23 protein-coding genes are annotated in these 20,421 nt (G+C 62.6%); 11 read left to right on the top strand and 12 right to left on the bottom strand.

Going from position 1 to position 20,421, the window contains the following annotated elements; genetic code table 11:
- Positions 1 to 4 precede the first annotated feature (4 nt).
- Complete coding sequence (locus tag PMI07_RS30195; RefSeq protein ID WP_007766887.1) at positions 5 to 229, top strand: DUF433 domain-containing protein; 225 nt, start codon at positions 5 to 7, stop codon at positions 227 to 229.
- 15 nt (positions 230 to 244) lie between these two features.
- Complete coding sequence (locus PMI07_RS30190) at positions 245 to 562, top strand: DUF5615 family PIN-like protein (protein WP_037088631.1); 318 nt, start codon at positions 245 to 247, stop codon at positions 560 to 562.
- Positions 563 to 579: 17 nt separating this feature from the next.
- On the opposite strand, the gene PMI07_RS30185 is transcribed toward PMI07_RS30190, so the two are convergent.
- Both PMI07_RS30185 and PMI07_RS30180 read right to left on the bottom strand, forming a co-directional pair.
- Positions 580 to 936 (bottom strand): hypothetical protein, encoded by a 357-nt coding sequence (locus PMI07_RS30185; protein ID WP_007766889.1) that lies wholly within the window; start codon positions 934 to 936, stop codon positions 580 to 582.
- Positions 937 to 973: 37 nt separating this feature from the next.
- The gene (locus tag PMI07_RS30180; protein ID WP_007766891.1) at positions 974 to 1,354 is read right to left on the bottom strand and encodes a YkvA family protein; all 381 of its coding nucleotides are present in this window, start codon (positions 1,352 to 1,354) and stop codon (positions 974 to 976) included.
- Between the two features lie 133 nt (positions 1,355 to 1,487).
- Here PMI07_RS30180 and PMI07_RS30175 point away from each other — a divergent pair, with 133 nt between their 5' ends.
- On the top strand, positions 1,488 to 2,888 hold the full coding sequence (locus PMI07_RS30175; RefSeq protein ID WP_007766899.1) for a DegQ family serine endoprotease: 1,401 nt from the start codon (positions 1,488 to 1,490) through the stop codon (positions 2,886 to 2,888).
- A complete protein-coding gene (locus PMI07_RS30170) occupies positions 2,885 to 4,201 on the top strand; it encodes a replication-associated recombination protein A (protein ID WP_007766902.1) in 1,317 nt (438 codons plus the stop codon). Before PMI07_RS30175 ends, PMI07_RS30170 begins: the two co-directional genes overlap by 4 nt.
- Positions 4,202 to 4,219: 18 nt before the next feature.
- Here PMI07_RS30170 and PMI07_RS30165 read toward each other — a convergent pair whose 3' ends face one another.
- The gene (locus PMI07_RS30165; RefSeq protein ID WP_007766905.1) at positions 4,220 to 4,534 is read right to left on the bottom strand and encodes a DUF1883 domain-containing protein; all 315 of its coding nucleotides are present in this window, start codon (positions 4,532 to 4,534) and stop codon (positions 4,220 to 4,222) included.
- 328 nt (positions 4,535 to 4,862) lie between these two features.
- On the opposite strand from PMI07_RS30165, the gene PMI07_RS30160 reads away from it, so the two are divergent.
- Positions 4,863 to 5,804: an alpha/beta fold hydrolase gene (locus PMI07_RS30160; protein WP_024164294.1), complete on the top strand. Its 942-nt coding sequence runs from the start codon at positions 4,863 to 4,865 to the stop codon at positions 5,802 to 5,804.
- 98 nt (positions 5,805 to 5,902) lie between these two features.
- On the opposite strand, the gene PMI07_RS30155 is transcribed toward PMI07_RS30160, so the two are convergent.
- Together PMI07_RS30155 and PMI07_RS30150 are read right to left on the bottom strand one after the other, a co-directional pair.
- The gene (locus PMI07_RS30155) at positions 5,903 to 6,922 is read right to left on the bottom strand and encodes a 2-dehydropantoate 2-reductase (RefSeq protein WP_007770695.1); all 1,020 of its coding nucleotides are present in this window, start codon (positions 6,920 to 6,922) and stop codon (positions 5,903 to 5,905) included.
- 82 nt (positions 6,923 to 7,004) lie between these two features.
- The gene (locus PMI07_RS30150; protein ID WP_007770698.1) at positions 7,005 to 7,223 is read right to left on the bottom strand and encodes a hypothetical protein; all 219 of its coding nucleotides are present in this window, start codon (positions 7,221 to 7,223) and stop codon (positions 7,005 to 7,007) included.
- Positions 7,224 to 7,441: 218 nt separating this feature from the next.
- Here PMI07_RS30150 and ftsZ point away from each other — a divergent pair, with 218 nt between their 5' ends.
- Positions 7,442 to 8,467, top strand: coding sequence for a cell division protein FtsZ (gene ftsZ, locus PMI07_RS30145; protein ID WP_024164293.1), 1,026 nt, complete (start codon positions 7,442 to 7,444; stop codon positions 8,465 to 8,467).
- A 5-nt stretch (positions 8,468 to 8,472) separates the two neighbouring features.
- Here the strand turns inward: ftsZ and PMI07_RS30140 are convergent, their stop codons facing one another.
- Positions 8,473 to 9,168: a TetR/AcrR family transcriptional regulator gene (locus PMI07_RS30140; protein ID WP_007772492.1), complete on the bottom strand. Its 696-nt coding sequence runs from the start codon at positions 9,166 to 9,168 to the stop codon at positions 8,473 to 8,475.
- A 162-nt stretch (positions 9,169 to 9,330) separates the two neighbouring features.
- Here PMI07_RS30140 and PMI07_RS30135 point away from each other — a divergent pair, with 162 nt between their 5' ends.
- The 3 genes from PMI07_RS30135 (at position 9,331) to PMI07_RS30125 (ending at position 11,433) form a co-directional block, all read left to right on the top strand.
- Positions 9,331 to 10,281, top strand: a complete 951-nt coding sequence (locus tag PMI07_RS30135) for a homocysteine S-methyltransferase family protein (protein WP_024164292.1) — start codon at positions 9,331 to 9,333, stop codon at positions 10,279 to 10,281.
- A 16-nt stretch (positions 10,282 to 10,297) separates the two neighbouring features.
- Positions 10,298 to 10,501, top strand: a complete 204-nt coding sequence (locus PMI07_RS30130; protein WP_007770663.1) for a hypothetical protein — start codon at positions 10,298 to 10,300, stop codon at positions 10,499 to 10,501.
- 146 nt (positions 10,502 to 10,647) lie between these two features.
- Entirely contained in the window at positions 10,648 to 11,433 is a 786-nt protein-coding gene (locus PMI07_RS30125) for a class I SAM-dependent methyltransferase (protein ID WP_024164291.1), read from the top strand.
- 55 nt (positions 11,434 to 11,488) lie between these two features.
- Here the strand turns inward: PMI07_RS30125 and PMI07_RS30120 are convergent, their stop codons facing one another.
- The gene (locus PMI07_RS30120; RefSeq protein WP_024164290.1) at positions 11,489 to 12,409 is read right to left on the bottom strand and encodes a hypothetical protein; all 921 of its coding nucleotides are present in this window, start codon (positions 12,407 to 12,409) and stop codon (positions 11,489 to 11,491) included.
- Positions 12,410 to 12,419: 10 nt separating this feature from the next.
- Positions 12,420 to 12,599 carry a hypothetical protein gene (locus PMI07_RS30115; protein WP_007772935.1) on the bottom strand — a complete coding sequence of 60 codons (180 nt, stop codon included), beginning with the start codon at positions 12,597 to 12,599 and terminating at the stop codon, positions 12,420 to 12,422.
- 212 nt (positions 12,600 to 12,811) lie between these two features.
- Between PMI07_RS30115 and PMI07_RS30110 the strand changes: the two genes are divergently transcribed.
- On the top strand, positions 12,812 to 13,468 hold the full coding sequence (locus PMI07_RS30110) for a DUF1223 domain-containing protein (RefSeq protein ID WP_155956701.1): 657 nt from the start codon (positions 12,812 to 12,814) through the stop codon (positions 13,466 to 13,468).
- A gap of 363 nt (positions 13,469 to 13,831) precedes the next feature.
- Positions 13,832 to 14,461, top strand: a complete 630-nt coding sequence (locus tag PMI07_RS30105) for an outer membrane protein (RefSeq protein ID WP_007772941.1) — start codon at positions 13,832 to 13,834, stop codon at positions 14,459 to 14,461.
- Positions 14,462 to 14,575: 114 nt separating this feature from the next.
- On the opposite strand, the gene PMI07_RS30100 is transcribed toward PMI07_RS30105, so the two are convergent.
- From PMI07_RS30100 to PMI07_RS30085, 4 genes are all read right to left on the bottom strand, one after another.
- On the bottom strand, positions 14,576 to 15,202 hold the full coding sequence (locus tag PMI07_RS30100; protein ID WP_007772943.1) for a hypothetical protein: 627 nt from the start codon (positions 15,200 to 15,202) through the stop codon (positions 14,576 to 14,578).
- 320 nt (positions 15,203 to 15,522) lie between these two features.
- On the bottom strand, positions 15,523 to 15,810 hold the full coding sequence (locus tag PMI07_RS30095; RefSeq protein ID WP_155956700.1) for a helix-turn-helix domain-containing protein: 288 nt from the start codon (positions 15,808 to 15,810) through the stop codon (positions 15,523 to 15,525).
- 34 nt (positions 15,811 to 15,844) lie between these two features.
- On the bottom strand, positions 15,845 to 16,123 hold the full coding sequence (locus PMI07_RS30090; RefSeq protein WP_007772947.1) for a BrnT family toxin: 279 nt from the start codon (positions 16,121 to 16,123) through the stop codon (positions 15,845 to 15,847).
- Positions 16,124 to 16,314: 191 nt separating this feature from the next.
- Positions 16,315 to 20,133 (bottom strand): vitamin B12-dependent ribonucleotide reductase, encoded by a 3,819-nt coding sequence (locus tag PMI07_RS30085; RefSeq protein WP_024164289.1) that lies wholly within the window; start codon positions 20,131 to 20,133, stop codon positions 16,315 to 16,317.
- Positions 20,134 to 20,421 lie beyond the last annotated feature (288 nt).

Raw genomic sequence — 20,421 nt, 5'->3', positions numbered from 1 at the left:
AGAAATGTCCGAGCTTCATCGCATCACTTTTGACCCGCACATCTGTTCGGGACGCCCGACAATCCGCGGGCTGCGCGTCCGAGTGAAAGATGTTCTGGAATTGCTGGCTTCAGGCGCAACGCATGAAGAAATTCTGGAAGACTATCCCCTGCTTGAGGCGCCGGACATTGTTGCCGCGCTGGAATATGCCGCACGTCAAAGCGATCACACCGTATTGCGCGTCGCCTGATGCGCTTTCTCGTGGATGCACAGCTACCTACCGCCAGCTCTCGCGCGATGGCTCGCTGAGCGGGGGTATGAGGCCGAACACGTCATGGATTGTGGCCTGCAGTCAGCTCCAGATCGGGAGATATGGGATTTTGCGGCTGCCTCCAGTGCGATCGTTGTCACCAAGGATGAGGATTTCGCTCAGCGTAAAGCCCTGGCGCAGTCTGGACCGTCCATCGTCTGGGTCCGCCTGCCGAATTCACGCCGCCGCGATCTGCTTGACTGGTTTCAAAGAGCGCTGCCGGACATCATCGATGCTCTGGAACGCGGCGAAACGCTTATAGAGGTCATCTAATCCAGCCTTTGGCGGTTTCACAACGGCCGGCTCAAGTTCTTGTAAGCCTCGTCGAGCTGCTTCAGCCGCTCCGTATAAGACGCCCGGATGCATTCGACATCCTCGCCGCAGGCCTGGCGCTTCTTCAGCCAGGCGCTCTGCTCATCCTGCAGCTTGCCGCGGTTGCCCATCGCCAGGAGGCCGGTGAGGATGTCGAAGGTCGTCACCATTTTCACATCCGCATCGTTGAGCGTGCGGGTGTCACAGATCACCTTCTCGTCGGCGGCGAGATTGCCCCGCTCGCAATCGAAGCTTGCCGCTGAAGCGGGTCGGCCCGAAAGAGTCAGGCCGAGAAGAAGGCCCGTCAGGGCAATGGCGGTGGTCACATGTCGCATGGCTGCACTCCTGATCTCGATGCGCAACGCTTCGGGATCAGGTCAGTTCCCAGAGGCTCCGCAGTGCGAAGACGAAACAACAGATCCAGATGGCAATGATGAAGGCGAGGCCGGTGCGGCTGGTCGGGCGTTCCGCCCAACGCTCGGCCTCTTGGCGGAACTCGCTGATCAATGGCGCCGGCACGAGCCTCACCGCCAGCATGATGCCGAGCGGCACGATCAGCAGATCGTCGAGATAGCCGAGAACGGGGATGAAATCGGGAATGAGGTCGATCGGCGACAGCGCGTAGGCCGCAACCGAGCCGGCGGTGAGCTTGGCGTACCACGGCACACGGCGGTCGCGTGCCGCGAGCCACAACGCCAGAACGTCGCGTTTCAGCCGTTTCGCCCAGCCTTTCGCCTTAACCAACCAGGTCATGTTTTTCTCCGCATATCGGCCCTATATAGTGTGAAAAGCTTGACGGTTTTCGCCATGGTTTCCGTTGTTCCGCCACCTTTCCTTTCTAGCGTCCCGCGCTACAAATCGATCCGGATTTTCTCATGAGGATTACATGCTGACCATGCTGAAACGCGTGTCGACCGGCCTTCTCGCTCTCGCCCTCCTGATGCCCGTGGCGGTGCTCGCCCAGGAGAAGGCGGTGCCGCAGAGCCGCCAGGAAATGCAGCTCTCCTTCTCGCCGCTGGTCAAGCAGACGGCCGGCGCCGTTGTCAACGTCTATGCCGAGCGGGTCGTGCAGCGCCTCAATCCGTTTGCCGGCGACCCCTTCTTCGAACAGTTCTTCGGCCAGCGCATGCCGAACCGCTCGGAAAAGCAGTCGTCGCTGGGGTCCGGCGTCATCCTTTCGGCCGAAGGCCTCGTCGTCACCAACAACCATGTCATCGAAGGTGCTGACGACATCAAGATCGCGCTCGCCGATGGCCGCGAGTTCCCCTGCGACGTGGTGCTGAAGGACGAGAGCATTGACCTGGCCGTGCTGCGCATCAAGTCGAAGGAGCATTTTCCGGTTCTCGCCATCGGTGATTCCGATCGCACCGAAGTGGGTGATCTGGTGCTGGCGATCGGCAACCCGTTCGGCGTCGGCCAGACGGTGACCAGCGGCATCGTTTCGGCGCTGGCCCGCAACCAGGTCACGACGGGCGATTTCGGCTTCTTCATCCAGACCGACGCCTCGATCAATCCGGGCAATTCCGGAGGTGCGCTGATGAACATGAACGGCGAGCTGATCGGCATCAACACTGCGATCTTTTCGCGCGGCGGCGGTTCGAACGGTATCGGGTTCGCGATCCCGGCCAATCTCGTGAAAGTCTTCCTGGCGGCCGCGTCCCAGGGCAAGACCAGCTTCGAACGTCCCTTCGTCGGCGCGAGCTTCGATGCGGTCAATTCGGATGTCGCCGAAGCGCTCGGTCTCAAGACTGCCCGGGGCGCGCTGGTAACCCGTGTCGTCGAGGGCGGACCGGCGGACAAGGCGGGCCTCAAGCCCGGCGAAGTGGTGATCGCCGTCAACGGCATTCCCGTCGAACATCCCGATGCGCTCGGATATCGCCTCACCACCGCCGGCCTCGGCAAGCAGGCGGAACTGACCGTCCAGACCAATGACGGCCAGCAGAAGCTCAACCTCGCGCTCAACACCGCGCCGGAAACCACGCCGCGCGACGAGCGGCTGGTCGAGGGCCGCAATCCCTTTGCCGGCCTCCGGATCGCCAATCTCTCGCCGAAGCTTGCGACGGAGATGCACATTCCGGCTGAAAAGAGCGGCGTGGTGGTGACCGACGTGACGCGCAACTCTCCCGCTGCGCGCCTGGGCTTCCAGCCCAAGGACATCCTGATCTCGCTGAACGGCACTGCCGTCACCACCACCAAGGGCATGGAGACGATGCTGGACGACGATCCGGGCTTCTGGCGGGTCGAGATCGAGCGTGACGGCCAGCGCATCCGGCAGTTCTTTCGATGAGCGGTGATCTCTTCGCGCCGAAGGTTCCCGACGAGGTCGCCAACCGGCGGCCGCTCGCCGACCGTCTGCGGCCGAAGTCGCTTGCCGAAGTGACGGGCCAGCCGCACCTGACCGGCGAAGACGGCGCGTTGCGCCGGATGATCGACAGTGGCTCGCTCGGCTCGATGATCTTCTGGGGGCCGCCCGGCACCGGCAAGACCACGGTGGCGCGGCTGCTGTCCGGCGAGGCGGGGCTTGCCTTCGAGCAGATCTCGGCGATCTTCTCCGGCGTCGCCGACCTCAAGAAGGTCTTCGAAACGGCGCGCCTGCGCCGCATGGACGGCCGCCAGACGCTGCTGTTCGTCGACGAGATCCATCGCTTCAACCGCGCCCAGCAGGACAGTTTCCTGCCCGTCATGGAAGATGGCACCGTCATCCTGGTCGGCGCCACTACCGAGAACCCGAGTTTCGAACTCAACGCCGCTCTTCTGTCGCGGGCTCGGGTTCTGACCTTCCGCAGTCATGACGAGGAAAGCCTGAGCGAGCTTCTCACCCGTGCCGAACAAGCCGAAGGCAAGCCGCTGCCGCTCGACGAGGATGCGCGCGCCAGCCTGATCCGCATGGCCGACGGCGACGGCCGCGCCGTGCTGACACTCGCCGAAGAGGTCTGGCGTGCTGCAAGGGAAGGGGAGGTCTTCGATACCACGGGCCTCACCCAGATCGTTCAGCGCCGCGCTCCGGTCTACGACAAGGCGCAGGACGGCCACTACAATCTGATCTCGGCGCTCCACAAGTCGGTGCGCGGCTCGGATCCGGATGCGGCGCTCTATTATCTGGCGCGGATGTTCGATGCCGGCGAGGACCCGCTTTATCTCGGCCGCCGCCTGGTGCGTATGGCCATCGAGGATATCGGCCTTGCCGATCCGCAGGCGCTCGTCGTCTGCAATGCCGCCAAGGATGCCTATGACTATCTCGGCTCCCCGGAAGGCGAGCTGGCATTCGCACAGGCCTGCGTCTATCTGGCGACCGCACCGAAATCCAACGCGGTCTACACCGCCTTCAAGGCTGCCACCCGCGCCGCCAAGGAAAATGGTTCGCTGCTGCCGCCCAAGCACATTCTCAATGCCCCGACCAAGCTGATGAAGGGCGAGGGGTATGGTGACGGTTATCGCTACGACCACGACGAGCCGGATGCCTTTTCAGGCCAGGATTATTTTCCGGAGAAGATGGGCCGGCAGACGTTCTACGATCCGCCGGAGCGCGGCTTCGAGCGCGATATCCGCAAGCGGCTCGACTGGTGGGCCAAGCTTCGCAAGGAACGGAACGCGAAGTGAAGCTCTTTTAGGAGCTGGTCAGGATGCCTGCTTTTGAGCCACGACATTGGCCGGTGCACCGATCAGCCTGACGGAGGATTCCGCCAGTCCGTGATGGCCTTCCATGTCGACGATCACGTGCCAATGACCCGGTTCCGGGATCACCAGACGGATGGGCGAGCGTTTGGCGATGCCGCCGACATATTTGAAATCGAGCAGTTCCGTAAAGCGCTGAAAGTTGGCGGCGTTCATCAGGCGCACGTTGTTGACCGCATTCAACGTCACTTCGATCGTCGTCCCCGCGCGCTGCGGTTTGAGATCGTAGTGAGTAAAGCGGAAGTTCGGAACGGCCATTCCTGCCTCATCAATGCCAAGATAGAAGTTCATCAATCCTAACGACGCGTCGTTAACGAATGGTGGAACATTGCGGTTACCTATGTGTTTACTTCTTCGAATGCTTCGGTGCCGGCACAGTCCCCCTGCCGCATCGGAGACAACCAGGCGGCTTTCGTCCCCTGCAGCCGCCGCAAAACAATAAATTTTTGACCTCCAATCCAACTGTCCCGCCGCCTCCTCGCGGCGGGACTTTCTTTTGCGCGAAGAATTTTCGAGTAGTCTGTCGGCCCGGGCTCGCCGCCGCCGTCCTTGGGGACATCACGAACCGATCCACGAGGAGGACGTCATGTCGATCAGGATATTTGCTACCGCCATCGCCGCCATTGCCGCGGCGGTCGTTCCGGCTTTCGCCGAAACGCAGGAGCCGAAGCCGGCCGCACCGCAGGCCGTCGCGGCCGAGCCCTCGAAGAAGGGCCATGTCGAAGCCGGCGGCATCCGCTATTATTACGAGATCCGCGGGGAGGGTGAGCCGCTCCTGCTGCTCCATGGCGGCCTCGGCTCCGTCGACATGTTCGCGCCGATCATGCCGGCGCTGACGGAGCATCGCCAGGTCATCGGCGTCGATCTCCAGGGGCATGGCCGCACGTCGCTCGGCAAGCGGCCGTTCAGCCTGGAAGCCATGGGCGCCGACATGGGCAAAATTGTCTCCGAACTCGGCTACAATCAGGTCGATGTGCTGGGTTATTCCATGGGCGGCGGCATCGCCCTGCAGATGGCCGCCCAGGCACCGCAAAAGGTGCGGCGGCTCGTCATCGCCTCGGCACCCTACGCCAAAAACGGGTTCTTCCCGGAAATGATCCCGCAGCAGGAAGCCGTCAGCGGGGCCATGGCTGAGATGATGAAGGACACGCCGATGTTCATCTCCTACAAGGCCGTGGCTCCGGATGTCTCGGAGTTCCCGCGGCTTCTCGATGGGATGGGCGACCTGATGCGCCGGGATTACGACTTCTCCGACGCCGTCGCCCGGCTCACCATGCCGGTCATGCTTGTCTTCGGTGACAGTGACATGATCCGCCCGGAACATATCGTCGAATTCTATCACAAGCTCGGCGGCGGCCTGAAGGATGCCGGCTGGATGCGTGAGAACATGCCGAAAAACCGGCTGGCGATCCTGCCTGATCTCACCCACTACGAGGCGTTCGCATCACCGGCCCTGGTGCCGACCGTGCTGCCTTTCCTGGACGGCAAGAGCAACGCGCCGAACTGGGCGGAACAGGTCAAGAAGTAATCCTGGCCCCCTTAAGCGGTGCCGGTCGAAAGCCGGCATCGCTTCTATTTTTCAAGCGCTTGTTCGCGTTTGCAGATTCTAATTTAGAAGTAGTTGAATCAGTTTCTGAGGCTTTCGCGCTCAAGCTGGGTTTCACGGTCGAGCTGGATGGTCAGAGCCAGCACCGTTTCGCAGGTCGGCGTAGGCACGCCGGCGAGCTTTCCGAGCGCCACCACCATGCCGGTCAGGGGCATGATTTCCAGCGCCTTGCCGGCGAGCAGGTCCTGCAGCATCGAGGTCCTGACCGGACCGAAACCGCCCGACCGGTTGAGCTGTTCGTCGACGTTTCCGCTGAAGACCGCGCCGAGCGCCTCGCCGACGCTCCTGGTTTCCGTCATCACCTTGCCGACCTGCGCGACGAGAAGTTCATTGTCCATGATACCGTTCATCCGGCCCCGGGTGAGCGCGCTGATCGGATTGTAGGCGGCATTGCCCATCAGCTTGGTCCAGATCGCGTCCCGGATCCGCTGGGTCGGCACGATGTTGAGGCCGGCTCGGCCGAGAAGCTCGCAGATCGATACGAGATCCCGCGAGAGCTCGCCGGAGGGTTCGCCGAGGATGAAACGGCCGTCGCCGTTGAGGCGAATGGTGCCCGGCTCGCTCACTTCCGCACCCTGGTAGGCGACACAACCGATCACCCGTTCCGGCCCGACGAGCCGCCACAGCTTGCCGTCGGGATCGAGTTCGCCGAGCTGGCGTTCCGCGTGCCCGCTTTCCACGTCCCGGTGGAAATACCACCACGGAATTCCGTTGAGGATCATGATCACCCGCGTGCCGTCCTTGAGAAGGCTTGCAAGGCCCTCGGCTGCGTCGGCGAGCTGATGGCCCTTGAGGCCGGTGACGATCAGATCCTGTTTCGGCAGTTCCGACGGATCGCTGGCGGCGGTGACATGCGCATGGAGCGGCGCGGCATCACCGCCTCGCTCGATGGTCAGGCCCTTTTCGCGGATGGCGGCAAGGTGGGCGCCGCGCGCCACCACGGAGACAGTCGCCTCCGGCCCAAGCCCGCTCGCGATCTTCGCCGCAAACGTACCGCCGAGAGCGCCCGCGCCGTAGATGCAGATATTCCTGATGCTCATGATGTCCCTCGCCAGCGCTTATGTGCAGTGCGGCAGGTTTAGGACATCTTGGGCGTTCAGGCGAACGAGTTTTTGTGATGGATCAATGGGCCCAGCTGACGGGCACGAGCTCTGTCCGGCGAAGCTCGTCGATCGCGGTGACGGCATCTTCCACCGACCAGCCGGCCTTGACGGCGGCGGCGATCATCTTGATCTCCGCCTCCTCTTCGAGCGCAAGAAAGAGCGGTTCGAGGGCCTCCTGAACGGTGAGGATATGTTCATCCGGCGGGGCGATGGACGTACGTGCAGCGGACGTAGGCATGATACGCTGGGCTCCTCTCTCTTTTGTGATCGAATCTTCACAATTGCTGTGGGCGCAAAAAGTTCCACGCAACTTGTGGAAAATTTCATTCTGCCGCTTTCTGCAGCCCGGTGCTTGTTCTTTCGCCAAGCCTCTGCCTTGTTGCCCAGCTAAAATACATGTGATTCGGGGGCCACCAGGCTACCCGGCCGGCGGATGCCGATGCCAAGGAGATTGCGATGACGGACGGCAAGAAATACCAGATCACCGAAATGCGGCCGAAGATCACCGTGATCGGCGTCGGCGGCGGCGGTGGCAACGCCATCAACAACATGATCGCCGAGGAGCTGGCGGGCGTCGATTTCGTTGCCGCCAATACCGACGCGCAGGTTCTGGCGACATCCAAGGCATCCCGCCGCATCCAGCTCGGCGCCCACGTGACCGAAGGCCTCGGGGCCGGTTCGCTGCCGGAAATCGGCCGCGCTGCAGCGGAAGAGTCGATCGACGAGATCATGGATCACCTTTCCGGCTCGCATATGTGTTTCGTGACGGCCGGCATGGGCGGCGGCACCGGCACCGGTGCCGCACCGGTCATCGCCCAGGCGGCCCGCAATGCCGGCATCCTCACAGTCGGGGTCGTCACCAAGCCGTTCACCTTCGAAGGCAACCGCCGCATGAAGACGGCCGATGCCGGCATCGAGGAACTGCGCCGCGCCGCCGATACCGTCATCGTCATCCCGAACCAGAACCTCTTCCGCATCGCCGACGCCAAGACCACGTTCGCCGACGCGTTCATGACCGCCGACAAGGTGCTGTTTGCCGGCGTCGGCTGCATCACCGACCTGATCGTCAAGGAAGGCCTCATCAACCTCGATTTCGCCGACGTGAAATCGGTGATGAAGGGCATGGGCCGGGCGATGATGGGCACCGGCGAAGCGTCCGGCGAAGGTCGTGCATTGCTCGCCGCCGAAGCCGCGATCGCCAACCCGCTGCTCGACGACATCTCGATGAAGGGCGCCAAGGGCGTGCTGATCTCGATCTCCGGCGGTTCCGACATGACGCTGTTCGAGGTGGACGAAGCCGCAAGCCGCATCCGCGACGAGGTCATGGACGATGCCGACATCGTCGTCGGCGCGATCTTCGACCGCAATCTCGACGGCAAGTTCCGCGTCTCGGTCGTCGCGACCGGCCTCGATGGCGGCGAAGCGGGCGTGGCTCCGGGCACTCCGGCCGACATGCAGCCTTACCAGCGTACGCTGCAGTGATCGGGCTATTTCGAAAACAGCAGTTTGACATAGGAGCGGTAGGCGAGAACCTGCCGCTCCAAAAGGGCGGGATCCTTGAGCGCCTTCGACATGATGATCGCCCCGTCCATGACGCAGGACACCATGTTGGCGACATCGACCAGATCGACCGGTTCGCGCGGCGGATAGATGGCGGCGATCTCCCCGATATACTTTAGAAACCGCGCGTTCCAGGACCGGATCGACTCCGAGTTCAGCGTCAGCACGTCATGGTCGAACAGCCGCTCCTGGTAGCAGACCGAGGCGATCAGGCAGCCCGGATGGCCGCCCGGCAGGTCGCGCACCAGCTCGCTGAGCAGTTTCAGCCCCAGAAGGAAAGCCTGCAGCGGATCGTCGTTGAGCTCCCGGGCCCGACCGAAGATATCGTCGAAGATGCGGTCGTTCTCGACGACGTAGCGACGCAGCATCTCGCGCGCCAGCTCGTTCTTGTCCCGGAAATGATAGAAGAACCCGCTCTTGGTGATGCCCGCTTCGGCGATCAGCTCGTCGATCGAGGTGGCGGCGAAGCCTTTTGCCAGCACCGAGGCTTCGGCGATCTCCAGGATACGGTCGCGGGTGGCCGCTCCTTTGCGTGTCTCCCGCGTTTCCGAAAACTTGACCACCGGTACAGTTTCGCGCTGCCCGGCATCGGCAGCGTCAAGCATTCCCGTCCGTTGAGACATGCTAACCTCTCGTGAATTCTAGCGAATTTCAAAAATATGCCCGGCTGTACCGTAAGCTTACTAGAAGCTCTGCACTGAAATCTGCGAAAAATCGGTCATTCCCAGAGCGGCCGCGAGCAAAGCCGGGACCCGCTTGCCATGTTTTACCACAGGAGACAGATGATGGCCAAGTATCGCCATGACCTGCCGCAGCTCAAACGCGGCGACTTCCTTTCCGACGGCGGGCTCGAGACGACGCTGGTCTTCCTGCGCGGCATCGATCTTCCGGCCTTCGCCGCCTTTCCGCTTCTTGACGACGCAAAGGGCCGCGAGGAACTGACCGAATATTACGAGGCCTACCTGGCGATCGCACATGAGCGGGGCCTCGGCTTCATCCTCGACACGCCGACCTGGCGGGCGAATGCCGATTGGGGGCCGCAGCTCGGTTACGACCGCGCGGCACTGCGGGCCGTCAACATCCGTGCAGTCGACTATATCGCCAAGCTCCGCCAGGTTTGGGAACGGCCGGGCTCTCCGATCGTCCTCAACGGCGTCATCGGACCGCGCGGCGACGGCTACAAGGACGGCAACATGGAGCCCTTGGCGGCCGAGGATTATCACGCCTTCCAGGCCGAGGCCTTTGCCGACAGCGAGGCCGACATGATCTCGGCGATCACCATGAACAATGTCGGCGAGGCAGTCGGCATCGTCCGCGCCTCGAAACGTGCCGGCATGCCCTGCGTCGTTTCCTTCACGGTCGAAACCGACGGCAGGCTCGTCAACGGCAAGACGCTGCAGGCGGCGATCGAGGAGACCGATGCGGCGACGGACGGTTACGCGGCCTATTACATGGTCAACTGCGCCCATCCGAGCCATTTCGAGGATGTGCTTGTCCGCGGCGAAGCCTGGGTGAAGCGGATCGCGGGCATTCGCGCCAACGCGTCGCCCAAGAGCCACCAGGAACTCGACGAGTCGACGGAGCTTGATATCGGCGATCCGCGCGATCTTGGCGCCCGTTACCGGAGGCTGCGCCAAAGCCATCCGGCGATGCGGGTGCTCGGCGGCTGCTGCGGCACCGATCACCGGCATCTCCAGGCGATCTGCGACGCCTGCCTGCCGGCGGCTGCCGCCTGACCGGGGAGGGAGGAGAATGCCCGCAACGACACTGCTTGGCGCCATCGCCGTGATTTCCGGCCGCTGGCTCAATCCGCCCTTCGTGTCGAATGATGCCGATGAGGAGCGCAGCCGGGCGAAGCTCGAGGCAGCGCACATGCTAGACGAGCGACTGCTGCGCGATATCGGCTTTCGCGAAGAGGTGTCGCGCTTCCACCGCAACCGTTTTCCGGGTTTCTGACCCGCAAGGACCGGTTCCCCGAGAGTGCCTTCCGGCGGCTTGTGCCGCCGGGAGGCTTTTTCCTTGTCCGTCCCTCCGACGTCTTCCCATTGTCATCCGTCGCGGATATAGCTCGCCGCCCAACCGAGGATTGAGAGGAGACGAGCATGGATGCGACGGATGTCGGCGCCCACTGGGAGAGCAATGCCGAGACCTGGACGATCTATTCGCGGGCCGGTTACGACAAATATCGGGATGCGTTGAACACGCCGGCCTTTCTCGAGATGTTGCCGCCGGTTGCCGGATTGAAGGGCCTCGATCTCGGCTGCGGCGAGGGCACCAATACCCGCGAAGTCGCCCGGCTCGGGGCCGAGATGACCGGCCTCGACATCGCCCCGACCTTCATCCGCTATGCCCGCGAGACCGAGGCTGCCGATCCGCTCGGCATCGCCTATGTGCTCGGCGACGGGCAGGGGATCGACTTCCCGGACGAGAGCTTCGATTTCGTCACCGCCTTCATGTCGATGATGGACATGGCCGACCAGCGTGAGGTGCTGAAGGGCGTCTGCCGCGTGCTGAAGCCCGGCGGTTTCCTGCAGTTCTCGATCCTGCATCCCTGCTTCGTGCCGCCGACCCGCAAGAACATCCGCGACGAGACGGGCGAGGCCGTGGCTGTGCAGATCGCCGACTATTTCGACGAGAGCGACGGGCGGATCGAGCGCTGGCTGTTTTCGGACATCCCCGCCGAGGAGCGGGCCGGGCTGACGCCGTTTTCGGTGCCGCGGTTCCATCGGACGCTGACCACCTGGGTGTCAATGATATTAGAGGCCGGGCTGGTAATCGAGGCCTTTGGCGAGCCGATGGCGTCGGAAGAGGTGGCGCTGGCAGAACCGGTCGTTGCCGATACCCGCGTTGCGCCGATCTTCCTGCATATCCGCGCCGGCAAGCCTTGAGACGCGAAAAGAGCGGCCACGCTTTCGCATGGCCGCTCGATCATCATCGTGGCGTTCAGTAGCGCGTCGCGACGAGCAGGTCTTCCTCCTCGTCCCGCTGGCGACCGCCGAGGGCGGCAGCGGCACAGGAGATGAACGCGCCGACCAGCAGCGACAGCGAGCCGACCAGCGCGGTCGTGGCGGCTGCCTTGCGGGCCTCGTCCGCGGCCTGCTGGGCGGCGACCTTGGCATCCTCGATCCGCTTCAGGACCGCATCGACGCGGGCACGGGCGTCCTGCGGCGAAAGGCCGGTGCGGGCCGCGACGATGGTTGCCAGATAAGCCTTGTCGTCTTCCGGCACGCTGCCTTGGAGGGCACCGTTGAGAAGAATGCGCGACACTTCCGCGGTTGCGGCCGTATTGTCGTTCTGGGCTCGGGCCTGGGCCTGCTGTGGACGCAGGAGCGCATCGGTGAAGTAGGAGGTTGCCATGTCGGTGCCGCCCGAGGACGAATTATCCGAGGAGGCTGCTGCCGCCGCCGAACCCGCGACGCCGGCAGTCGCTGCCGCCGAACCGACCGCCTGAGCGCCGGCGCCGGCCAGCGAACCGAGCGACGAAGCAAGGAAGCCCGCGACGAAGACCGTAGCCACGGCCCAGGATACGAAGCCGTGGGCGGTATCGCGGAAGAACACCTCGTCGGTGTGGACTGCGGCCCATTTGGTGCGCAGCCGACCGGTCAGATATCCGCCGAGCCCTGCCGACAGCCATTGCACCACCACCAGCCAGATCGCCGCGCTGATGCCGACGGTCGCGGCCGAGCTGCTTTCACCCGACCAGGGAGAGATCATGGTGAGGCCGAGACCGGAACCGAAAAGAATGAGGATGAGGCTGATGCCGATGGCGGCGACCGCGCCGCCGATGATCGGCCCCCATGCGATCGCAGATTTTGACGACTCCACCGGAGTTGCGACCGCGGAGCCTGTGGATGAAATGGGCATGTTCGTCTCCTCAACGCATGAAGAGAACGAGCAGGATGACGATTGGCAGTGGGATGCCGAGAAGCCAGAGCAGAATGCCGCGTCCCATGGTGAACCTCCTGAAAGATAACGGTTTGTTGTCGAATTGCGTTGCCTCAACACGCCAGCTCGCTATTGGTTCCTGCTCCCGGATCGTTTCGGGATTTTTCATGCCGACGGCCTGGTCCCGCCGGGCGCGTCCGCGTTTCGATGCTCTCCCTCCTTTTGGATCGGAACCGGGTCGATCGAACGGGAAGGGTCACTAAACGGTGAGCCTGTAACCGGGGTGCTGCTCACCGCGAATGAAGCTGCTATGGCCATGCTGCAAGGAGCATCCCCGTGAACAACCACAATTCGTTTCGTATCGTTATCGCTGCCGCGTCCATGAGCCTTATGGGCGCCGCATCCGCTTCGGCCGGCGCGCAAAATCCGGTCGTGGTCGAGCTGTTCACCAGCCAGGGCTGCTCGTCCTGTCCGCCCGCAAATGCCAATCTGGTTAAGCTGAGCAACGATCCCAACATTCTGGCGCTCAGCTTCGCCGTGACCTATTGGGACTATCTTGGCTGGAAGGACATTTTCGGCAGGGAGGAATTCACCCAGCGTCAGGTCACTTACGAACCGGCGCTCGGCCAGTCGAGCCCGTTCACGCCGCAGATGGTCATCAACGGGCGCACCTCGACGGTCGGACAGAATTTCGGTGAGCTTCGGGGCCTGATCGCCGCTGAAAAGCCGCTTGCCGGACCCGCCGTCAACTTGAAGGGTAATACCGCCACGATCGATGACGGCGGCAGGCCCGCATCTGGCGCGGACATCTGGCTGGTTCGTTATGATGCAGGCCTCGTGCAGGTTCCGGTCGCCCGCGGCGAAAATGCCGGCGAGACCTTGCCGCACGCGCATGTGGTGCGCGAACTGACGCATCTCGGGCTCTGGAACGGCAAGGCGCAAAGCCTGCCGATCGCTTCGGGAAAATCCGGCCAGAAACGGGCTGTCATCGTTCAGGAACGCAACGGTGGCCAAATTCTCGCGGCTGCAACGGATTGAGGAGGTGCAAATGGACGTCGTCATTGGACACACTTCTCGTTTGCCTCGCCCTCGGGCTTAACCCGAGGATCCAGCTGCGATGCGCCCGTATAGAGCCCGTTCGTGGCAGTTCCGCTTCACCCTCGGCGCCGGTGCCGAGAGCCTGCTCCCGAACCTGTTACACTTGTTGATCGGTTACGGGGCGCCGATGGTTGCCGGGTTAAGGAAGTGTTTATGAATTCGTGAAAAATGAATGGATATCTGCCGGCGGTCCGGGCCTGAGGGGCTTGGGTGGGATGACCGTGACTGCCGCGCGATGCGTAACCTTTTGAGTAACCTCCTGCATGTGTTTGAGATGCAGGTGCTGTACGGAGTAAGCCAACCATGAACAAGAAGCCCTTCGCCCTGGCGATCTTTGCCGCATTCGCTGCCACGCCCCTCTGGGCTGCCGACCTCACCCCCTATTCCGAACCGCCGACCTATAACGAGCCTGCCGGCGCGCCGAAGGCTGGCTGGGGCGGCGCCTATGTCGGTGCCGATCTCGGCATGGCATCCCGCAAGCTGAACCCGTTCGAGGGCGACAAGGGCCTCGTTCTCGGCGTTCACGGCGGCTACAACATGGACCTCGATTCGGGCGTCGTCGGCGGTGAAATCGAAGCCTCGCATCTCGGCAACACGGAAAGCCGCGTCCCGAGCGGCAAGATCACCGAAAAGGGCCGCGTCGCCGCCAAGGCCAAGGCCGGCGTCGGCTTGAACCAGACGCTCGTCTACGGCACCGCCGGCGTCGCGCTCACCAGCTTCGGCGGCAAGAACGGCACCTCCGGTCCGGACGGCTGGAAGCCGGGCTGGGTCCTGGGCGCCGGCGTCGAGCAGAAGCTCACCGACAACCTGTCGGCCCGCTTCGAATATAATTACACCATGACCAACGACGTCAGAAGCTCGTCGGGCGGCGCCAGCGCGCGGACCGACGTGCGCGACCAGACGCTCAAGGCAGGCGTGAACTACAAGTTCTAGGACCGCAAACTCTCCAGATCCATCGGACCTGGAGAGGCTATTGTCGCGGTTAGGCAATCTTCAAAGCGCCGTATGCCGGGAGGCGTACGGCGCTGCCGGTTTCGATGGTAGCTCTCAGAGAGCCGCGTCCGGGTCGAGTTGGTCGCGGACCTGATCGATCTTGCCGACCGCCGGCCCCACGCCAAGCTCGTCCTGCGCCCATCCGAAGGCCTCGTCGCTCACCGGGGCGCCCGCGAAATCCTGCAACGCATCGCGCAATGCGGCTTCGCCGAGTTCGGGATCCGTGACCGCAGGCTCGATGCCATTCGTCAGTTCGTATTGCGCATAGGCCGACACATAGGCCGAAAGCGAAGCCATCCGCGGATCGCTGGTGTTGAGATAGGCGTGATAATTACGCTTCAGGGAGTTGAGGCCTGCCAGTTTCGAGGCCGGCGGCTTGGCTTTCTGCACAGGCGTCGCTTTGGAGGCCTGCCGGCCTATGTCCTTCTTCGTCCGCTCCTTGCCGGAGCCGACATGCGCCGATGTCGCGCGGCTCTTGCCGGAATGACCACGGTTCGAGGCGCCGTGGTTTGAGACATTGTCTCGACCTGCACCATTGCCGCCGCCGTTTCCACCGCCATTGCCGCCGCCGCCATTACCGCCCTTGGCGAAGACGGGCTCGGAAAATCCGGTTATGCCTCCGCTGACGGACACTGCAGCGAGCGCCAGGACGACGATGCCGTTCTTGAGGACCTTGTTCATCTTCACAGATCTCCTCCATTTGCCGCGCGAAGCCGACAGACGCTTCGCGCTTCATGGCTTTCCACACGTCGCGTCAGTCTGGCGCAGGGCCCTCAGTAAATCCATGGGATTAGGACCAATGATCCGGCCTTCGGGACCAAGGTCGGGTGGGGGCCGGGGACCTTGGTCTCAAGGGGGCGGTCACATGACTCGTCTGACCGCGCCTGATCGCTTTGACGAGAGGCCCGGGGGTACCTCTCCCGTGGCACTATGATGTTGAAATTCCATTCTCTCCAGCAAGGGGGAGATAAGGCGTCCGTTGCCTGCAGTTGCAGCTATGACTATGCAGCGCCTTTCGCTACCGCCTTGGCCGTGCCTTCTGGGTCGACCGCAATCACCTTCAGATATGCCTTTGCCGGTTGGTCCGGTTCGGATCGGCCTTGCTCCCAGTCGCGCAACGTCCCGAGCGGAATCTGGTAGCGGCCGGAAAACTCTTCCTGTGTCAGGCCGAGCGCGCGTCGGATGACCTTGACCTGCGGCATGCGGGGAGCGGAGCGGATCTGCTCGCTCGTCATAGGTGGGTTGTCCGGGTCCGCGCGCGCATTGGCTTCCGCTTCATCATCGCTCATGGCGTCAAAGCGAGCCCAGTTCGACTGTTGTTTTTTACCATCTGGCATCTTCATACTCCCGACGCTCCGCCGGCGTTGCTTTTCTGGCTGATATGAGCCGGATCGTTTCACCGCGCTCGGTATAGATGACAGTCAGGAAGCGACCATTGCCGAGTCCGATGATGCGTCGTCTGATCTCACCGTAATCCATCGATCTGTCTTCGGTATCGAAGGCGAATGGGTCTTTAAAAACCGCGGAGGCGTCAGTAAGGCTGACGCCATGTTTGGCGAGGTTCAGCGCCGCCTTTTGTTCATCCCATTCAAAATCTAGCATGGTTGACTACGGGTTTCCAGTAGTTCTCTTGTGCTATTTCGAAGCTGCTTTCCCGCCACGGCCAGCCTGGCATCGACATTTCATTTTCTTCTCCACAGACAAATCCCCGCGGTGAACTCAATCACCGTGGGGATCAGCTTATCTCAACCTGGGTTGTGGAAAAGAGGCTACACTACTTATCTCTGCATTAATCAGCTGCACCCGCTCGTCGCACCGCAAGTGTCGCACTTCTCGCAGGTCCCGTTGCGGACCATGGTGAAGTTCTGGCACTCGCCGCACATGTTGCCCGTATAGCCCTGAGCAATGGAGCGCATGCGGCGTTCGTTTTCGACCTTCTTGGCTTCGGTCTTAGCCGCGGCTGCCTCGTCGGCGGCCTTGTCGGAGAAGAGGGCGGTGGTGGCGGCCTGTTCTTCGGCCAGTTCCTCGACGATCTCTTCGGCGAGTTCCTTGGCGCGCTCCTCGTAGTCCCGCTTGAAGGAGACGATTTCGGACGTCGAGATGGCGACGGTCGGTTCCAGCTTGCGGGCGGCGGCACCGGCAAAGGCGGTGACGTTGGTGCCGGAGGAAGCACGGGCAGGGGCGGCAGTGGCTGCCCCCTTGATCTCGGCAGCCGGGCGATCGCCGCCGGTGCCGGTGCCGGAGACGAGGGTCGGCTTGTAGCCGCGGGTCAGGCCCTTGGAGACCACGTCCGCCTTGCCTTCCGAGACGCCGCGGCCGAGCGCGGTGTTGGAGAAGTCCGACGTATCGACATGCGCGAGGTCATGGCGGCCAAGATAGGAGATAGCCAGTTCGCGGAACACGTAGTCGAGGATGGACGTGGCGTTCTTGATCGCGTCATTGCCCGTGACGATGCCGGCCGGTTCGAACTTGGTGAAGGTGAACGCATCGACATATTCCTCGAGCGGCACGCCATACTGCAGGCCGAGCGAGACGGAGATCGCGAAGTTGTTGATGAAGGCGCGCAGCGCCGAACCTTCCTTGTTCATGTCGAGGAAGATTTCGCCGAGACGGCCGTCATCGTATTCGCCGGTGCGCAGGAAGATGGTGTGACCGCCGATCTTCGCCTTCTGGGTATAACCCTTGCGGCGGCCGGGCAGCTTTTCCTGGCTGCGGACGACCTTTTCGATGATCCGCTCGACGATCTTTTCGGTGATCGTCACGGCCTGGGCGGCTGCCGGCTGGGCCAGCAGTTCCTCGACGGCGTCTTCGCCATCGTCCTCGTCGATCAGCGACGAGTTGAGCGGCTGCGAAAGCTTCGAGCCGTCGCGGTAAAGGGCGTTGGCCTTGAGGCCAAGCTTCCAGGACAGCATGTAGGCGGAGCCGCAATCCTCGACGGTTGCGTCATTCGGCATGTTGATCGTCTTGGAGATCGCCCCCGAGATGAACGGCTGGGCGGCCGCCATCATCCGGATATGGCTTTCGACCGAGAGGTAACGCTTGCCGATCTTGCCGCAGGGATTGGCGCAATCGAAGACCGGCAGGTGCTCGTTCTTGAGGAAGGGCGCGCCTTCCAGCGTCATCGCACCGCAGACATGGATGTTGGCGGCTTCGATGTCCTTCTTGGAGAAGCCGATATGTTCGAGCAGGTTGAAGCTCATGTCGGCGAGCTGTTCGTCGGAAACCTTGAGCGTGTTCTTCAGGAAGTCGGCACCCAGCGTCCACTGGTTGAAGACGAACTTGATGTCGAAGGCAGCCTTGGTGGCGCCGTTGATCGCTTCGATCTTCTCATCGGTGAAGCCCTTGGCCTTCAGCGAGCCGGGGTTGATGCCGGGCGCCTGGTTGAGGTTGCCATGGCCGACGGCATAGGCCTCGATCTCGGCGATCTGACTTTCGGTGTAACCGAGCGTACGCAGGGCTTCCGGCACGGCGCCGTTGATGATCTTCCAGTAACCCCCGCCGGCGAGCTTCTTGAACTTGACAAGCGCGAAATCGGGCTCGATGCCGGTCGTGTCGCAATCCATGACAAGGCCGATCGTGCCGGTCGGGGCGATGACCGAGACCTGCGCGTTGCGGTAGCCGTGCTGTTCGCCAAGCGCCAGCGCCTTGTCCCAGGCGGCCTTGGCATGGGCGACGAGATCCTGGTCCGGGTTTTCCGAATGGATCAGCGCCACCGGGTTGACCGACAGCTGCTCATAGCCGGAGGTTTCGCCGTGAGCGGCGCGGCGATGGTTGCGGATGACCCGCAGCATGCTGTCGCGGTTCGGGGCGTAGTTCGGGAACGGGCCGAGCTCCGAGGCCATTTCCGCCGAGGTGGCATAGGAAATGCCGGTCATGATCGCGGTCAGCGAGCCGGCGATGGCGCGGCCTTCCGGAGAGTCATAGGCGATGCCGGTCGACATCAGGAGGCCGCCGATATTGGCGTAGCCTAGGCCGAGCGTGCGATACTGGTAGGAAAGTTCGGCGATCTGGCGCGACGGGAACTGCGCCATCATTACCGAGATTTCGAGGACGACGGTCCACAGGCGCGTCGCGTGTTCGTAATCGGCGATGTTGATGCGGGCGGTCGTCTTGTCCTTGAACTGCAGCAGGTTCATGGAGGCAAGGTTGCAGGCCGTGTCGTCGAGGAACATGTATTCCGAGCACGGGTTCGAGCCGCGGATCGGGCCGCCGGCCGGCGACGTGTGCCAGTCGTTCATCGTCGAGTTGAAATGGATGCCCGGATCGGCGGACGCCCAGGCGGCGTAGGAGATCTGTTCCCAGAGGTCCTTGGCCTTCAGCGTCTTCATCACCCTTCCGTCCTTGCGGGCGGTGAGGTTCCAGTCCCCATCCTGCGCGACGGCGCGCAAAAAGTCGTCTTTCAGCGAAACGGAGTTGTTGGAGTTCTGGCCGGAGACGGTGAGATAGGCTTCCGAATCCCAGTCCGTGTCATAGGTCTTGAATTCCAGGTCCTTGTAGCCCTGGCGGGCGAACTGGATGACGCGGCCGACGTAGTTTTCCGGAACCTGGTCCTTCTTGGCGGCCTTGATCTCGCGCTTCAGGGCCGGGTTCTTGAGCGGGTCGAAGCAATCGTCGCCGGAACCGCCTTCGCAGTTGAGGCAGGCCTTCATGATGGCCTTCAAGTGCTTGGAGACGATCTTGGAGCCGGTGACGAGGGCCGCCACCTTCTGCTCTTCCTTGACCTTCCAGTTGATGTATTCCTCGATATCCGGATGGTCGATATCGACGACGACCATCTTGGCGGCGCGGCGCGTCGTGCCGCCCGACTTGATGGCGCCGGCAGCACGGTCGCCGATCTTGAGGAAGCTCATCAGGCCGGAAGAACGGCCGCCGCCGGAGAGCTTTTCGCCTTCGCCGCGCAGCATCGAGAAGTTGGAGCCGGTGCCGGAGCCGTATTTGAACAGGCGCGCCTCGCGGACCCAAAGGTCCATGATGCCGCCTTCGTTGACGAGATCGTCCTCGACCGACTGGATGAAGCAGGCATGCGGCTGCGGATGCTCATAGGCCGACTTGGACTTGGTGAGCTTGCCGGTGAAGGGATCGACGTAGAAATGGCCCTGGCCGGGGCCGTCGATGCCATAGGCCCAGTGCAGGCCGGTGTTGAACCACTGCGGGGAATTCGGGGCGACGCGCTGGGTGGCGAGCATATAGGCGAGCTCGTCCATGAAGGCTGCCGCGTCTTCTTCAGAGGTGAAGTAGCCGCCCTTCCAGCCCCAGTAGGTCCAGGTGCCGGCAAGGCGCGAAAACACCTGGCGCGCATCGGTTTCGGAACCGTACTGCTCTTCCTTCGGCAGCGCCTTCATCGCTTCCGTGTCAGCTACAGAGCGCCACAGGAAGGAGGGGACGTCATTCTCTTCGACCTTTTTCAGGACCTTGGGAACGCCGGCCTTGCGGAAATACTTCTGCGCCAGAACGTCGGTCGCGACCTGGGAGAACTGCGCCGGTACGTCGATATCGGCCAGCCGGAAGACGATCGAGCCGTCCGGATTGCGGATCTCGCTGATCCCCTTGCGGAATTCGATTTCCCCGTAAGCGCCTGTGGCTGGCTTGGTGAAACGACGTTCGATGCGCATTGCCTTAAATCCCTCGTCAGTTGGCGCCCGATTGAAGAGCGCAGATGTGCCGCTCCAGCCCACACGTTCGACGCGCGCAGCCGGTTGAATGTTTCCGATCCCCAGGTGAATCATCTTTCGATGCCAACCTGTATGTTGTGGTGATAACGGCTGCAACACTACTACATATAGTATTAACAGAATCTTTCCGCCAGTCCCAACCGTTGTTCCGGAGCGGAAAATCGAGACGCACGGAGACCCTGCTAGCAGCCCGTCCCTCATGGCCGGACTGCATGGTCTTTTCCCGTC

It is taken from the genome of Rhizobium sp. CF080, from assembly GCF_000282095.2.
Lineage (GTDB): Bacteria > Pseudomonadota > Alphaproteobacteria > Rhizobiales > Rhizobiaceae > Neorhizobium.
The sequence above is the reverse complement of the archived record's forward strand: the minus strand, read 5'-3'. Positions and strand labels throughout refer to the sequence as shown.

Coding starts and splice junctions, on each gene's coding strand:
- PMI07_RS30180 (WP_007766891.1), bottom strand. CDS start 1,354: ATGACCTGGTTGGTTAAGGCGAAAGGCTGGGCGAAACGGCTGAAACGC.
- PMI07_RS30165 (WP_007766905.1), bottom strand. CDS start 4,534: ATGGCCGTTCCGAACTTCCGCTTTACTCACTACGATCTCAAACCGCAG.
- PMI07_RS30110 (WP_155956701.1), top strand. CDS start 12,812: ATGAGCCTTATGGGCGCCGCATCCGCTTCGGCCGGCGCGCAAAATCCG.
- PMI07_RS30100 (WP_007772943.1), bottom strand. CDS start 15,202: ATGAACAAGGTCCTCAAGAACGGCATCGTCGTCCTGGCGCTCGCTGCA.
- PMI07_RS30105 (WP_007772941.1), top strand. CDS start 13,832: ATGAACAAGAAGCCCTTCGCCCTGGCGATCTTTGCCGCATTCGCTGCC.
- PMI07_RS30095 (WP_155956700.1), bottom strand. CDS start 15,810: ATGAGCGATGATGAAGCGGAAGCCAATGCGCGCGCGGACCCGGACAAC.
- PMI07_RS30175 (WP_007766899.1), top strand. CDS start 1,488: ATGCTGACCATGCTGAAACGCGTGTCGACCGGCCTTCTCGCTCTCGCC.
- PMI07_RS30085 (WP_024164289.1), bottom strand. CDS start 20,133: ATGCGCATCGAACGTCGTTTCACCAAGCCAGCCACAGGCGCTTACGGG.
- PMI07_RS30125 (WP_024164291.1), top strand. CDS start 10,648: ATGGATGCGACGGATGTCGGCGCCCACTGGGAGAGCAATGCCGAGACC.
- PMI07_RS30120 (WP_024164290.1), bottom strand. CDS start 12,409: ATGCCCATTTCATCCACAGGCTCCGCGGTCGCAACTCCGGTGGAGTCG.
- PMI07_RS30090 (WP_007772947.1), bottom strand. CDS start 16,123: ATGCTAGATTTTGAATGGGATGAACAAAAGGCGGCGCTGAACCTCGCC.
- PMI07_RS30190 (WP_037088631.1), top strand. CDS start 245: ATGCACAGCTACCTACCGCCAGCTCTCGCGCGATGGCTCGCTGAGCGG.
- PMI07_RS30140 (WP_007772492.1), bottom strand. CDS start 9,168: ATGTCTCAACGGACGGGAATGCTTGACGCTGCCGATGCCGGGCAGCGC.
- PMI07_RS30170 (WP_007766902.1), top strand. CDS start 2,885: ATGAGCGGTGATCTCTTCGCGCCGAAGGTTCCCGACGAGGTCGCCAAC.
- PMI07_RS30195 (WP_007766887.1), top strand. CDS start 5: ATGTCCGAGCTTCATCGCATCACTTTTGACCCGCACATCTGTTCGGGA.
- PMI07_RS30115 (WP_007772935.1), bottom strand. CDS start 12,599: ATGAAAAATCCCGAAACGATCCGGGAGCAGGAACCAATAGCGAGCTGG.
- PMI07_RS30150 (WP_007770698.1), bottom strand. CDS start 7,223: ATGCCTACGTCCGCTGCACGTACGTCCATCGCCCCGCCGGATGAACAT.
- PMI07_RS30155 (WP_007770695.1), bottom strand. CDS start 6,922: ATGAGCATCAGGAATATCTGCATCTACGGCGCGGGCGCTCTCGGCGGT.
- PMI07_RS30135 (WP_024164292.1), top strand. CDS start 9,331: ATGGCCAAGTATCGCCATGACCTGCCGCAGCTCAAACGCGGCGACTTC.
- PMI07_RS30160 (WP_024164294.1), top strand. CDS start 4,863: ATGTCGATCAGGATATTTGCTACCGCCATCGCCGCCATTGCCGCGGCG.
- PMI07_RS30185 (WP_007766889.1), bottom strand. CDS start 936: ATGCGACATGTGACCACCGCCATTGCCCTGACGGGCCTTCTTCTCGGC.
- ftsZ (WP_024164293.1), top strand. CDS start 7,442: ATGACGGACGGCAAGAAATACCAGATCACCGAAATGCGGCCGAAGATC.
- PMI07_RS30130 (WP_007770663.1), top strand. CDS start 10,298: ATGCCCGCAACGACACTGCTTGGCGCCATCGCCGTGATTTCCGGCCGC.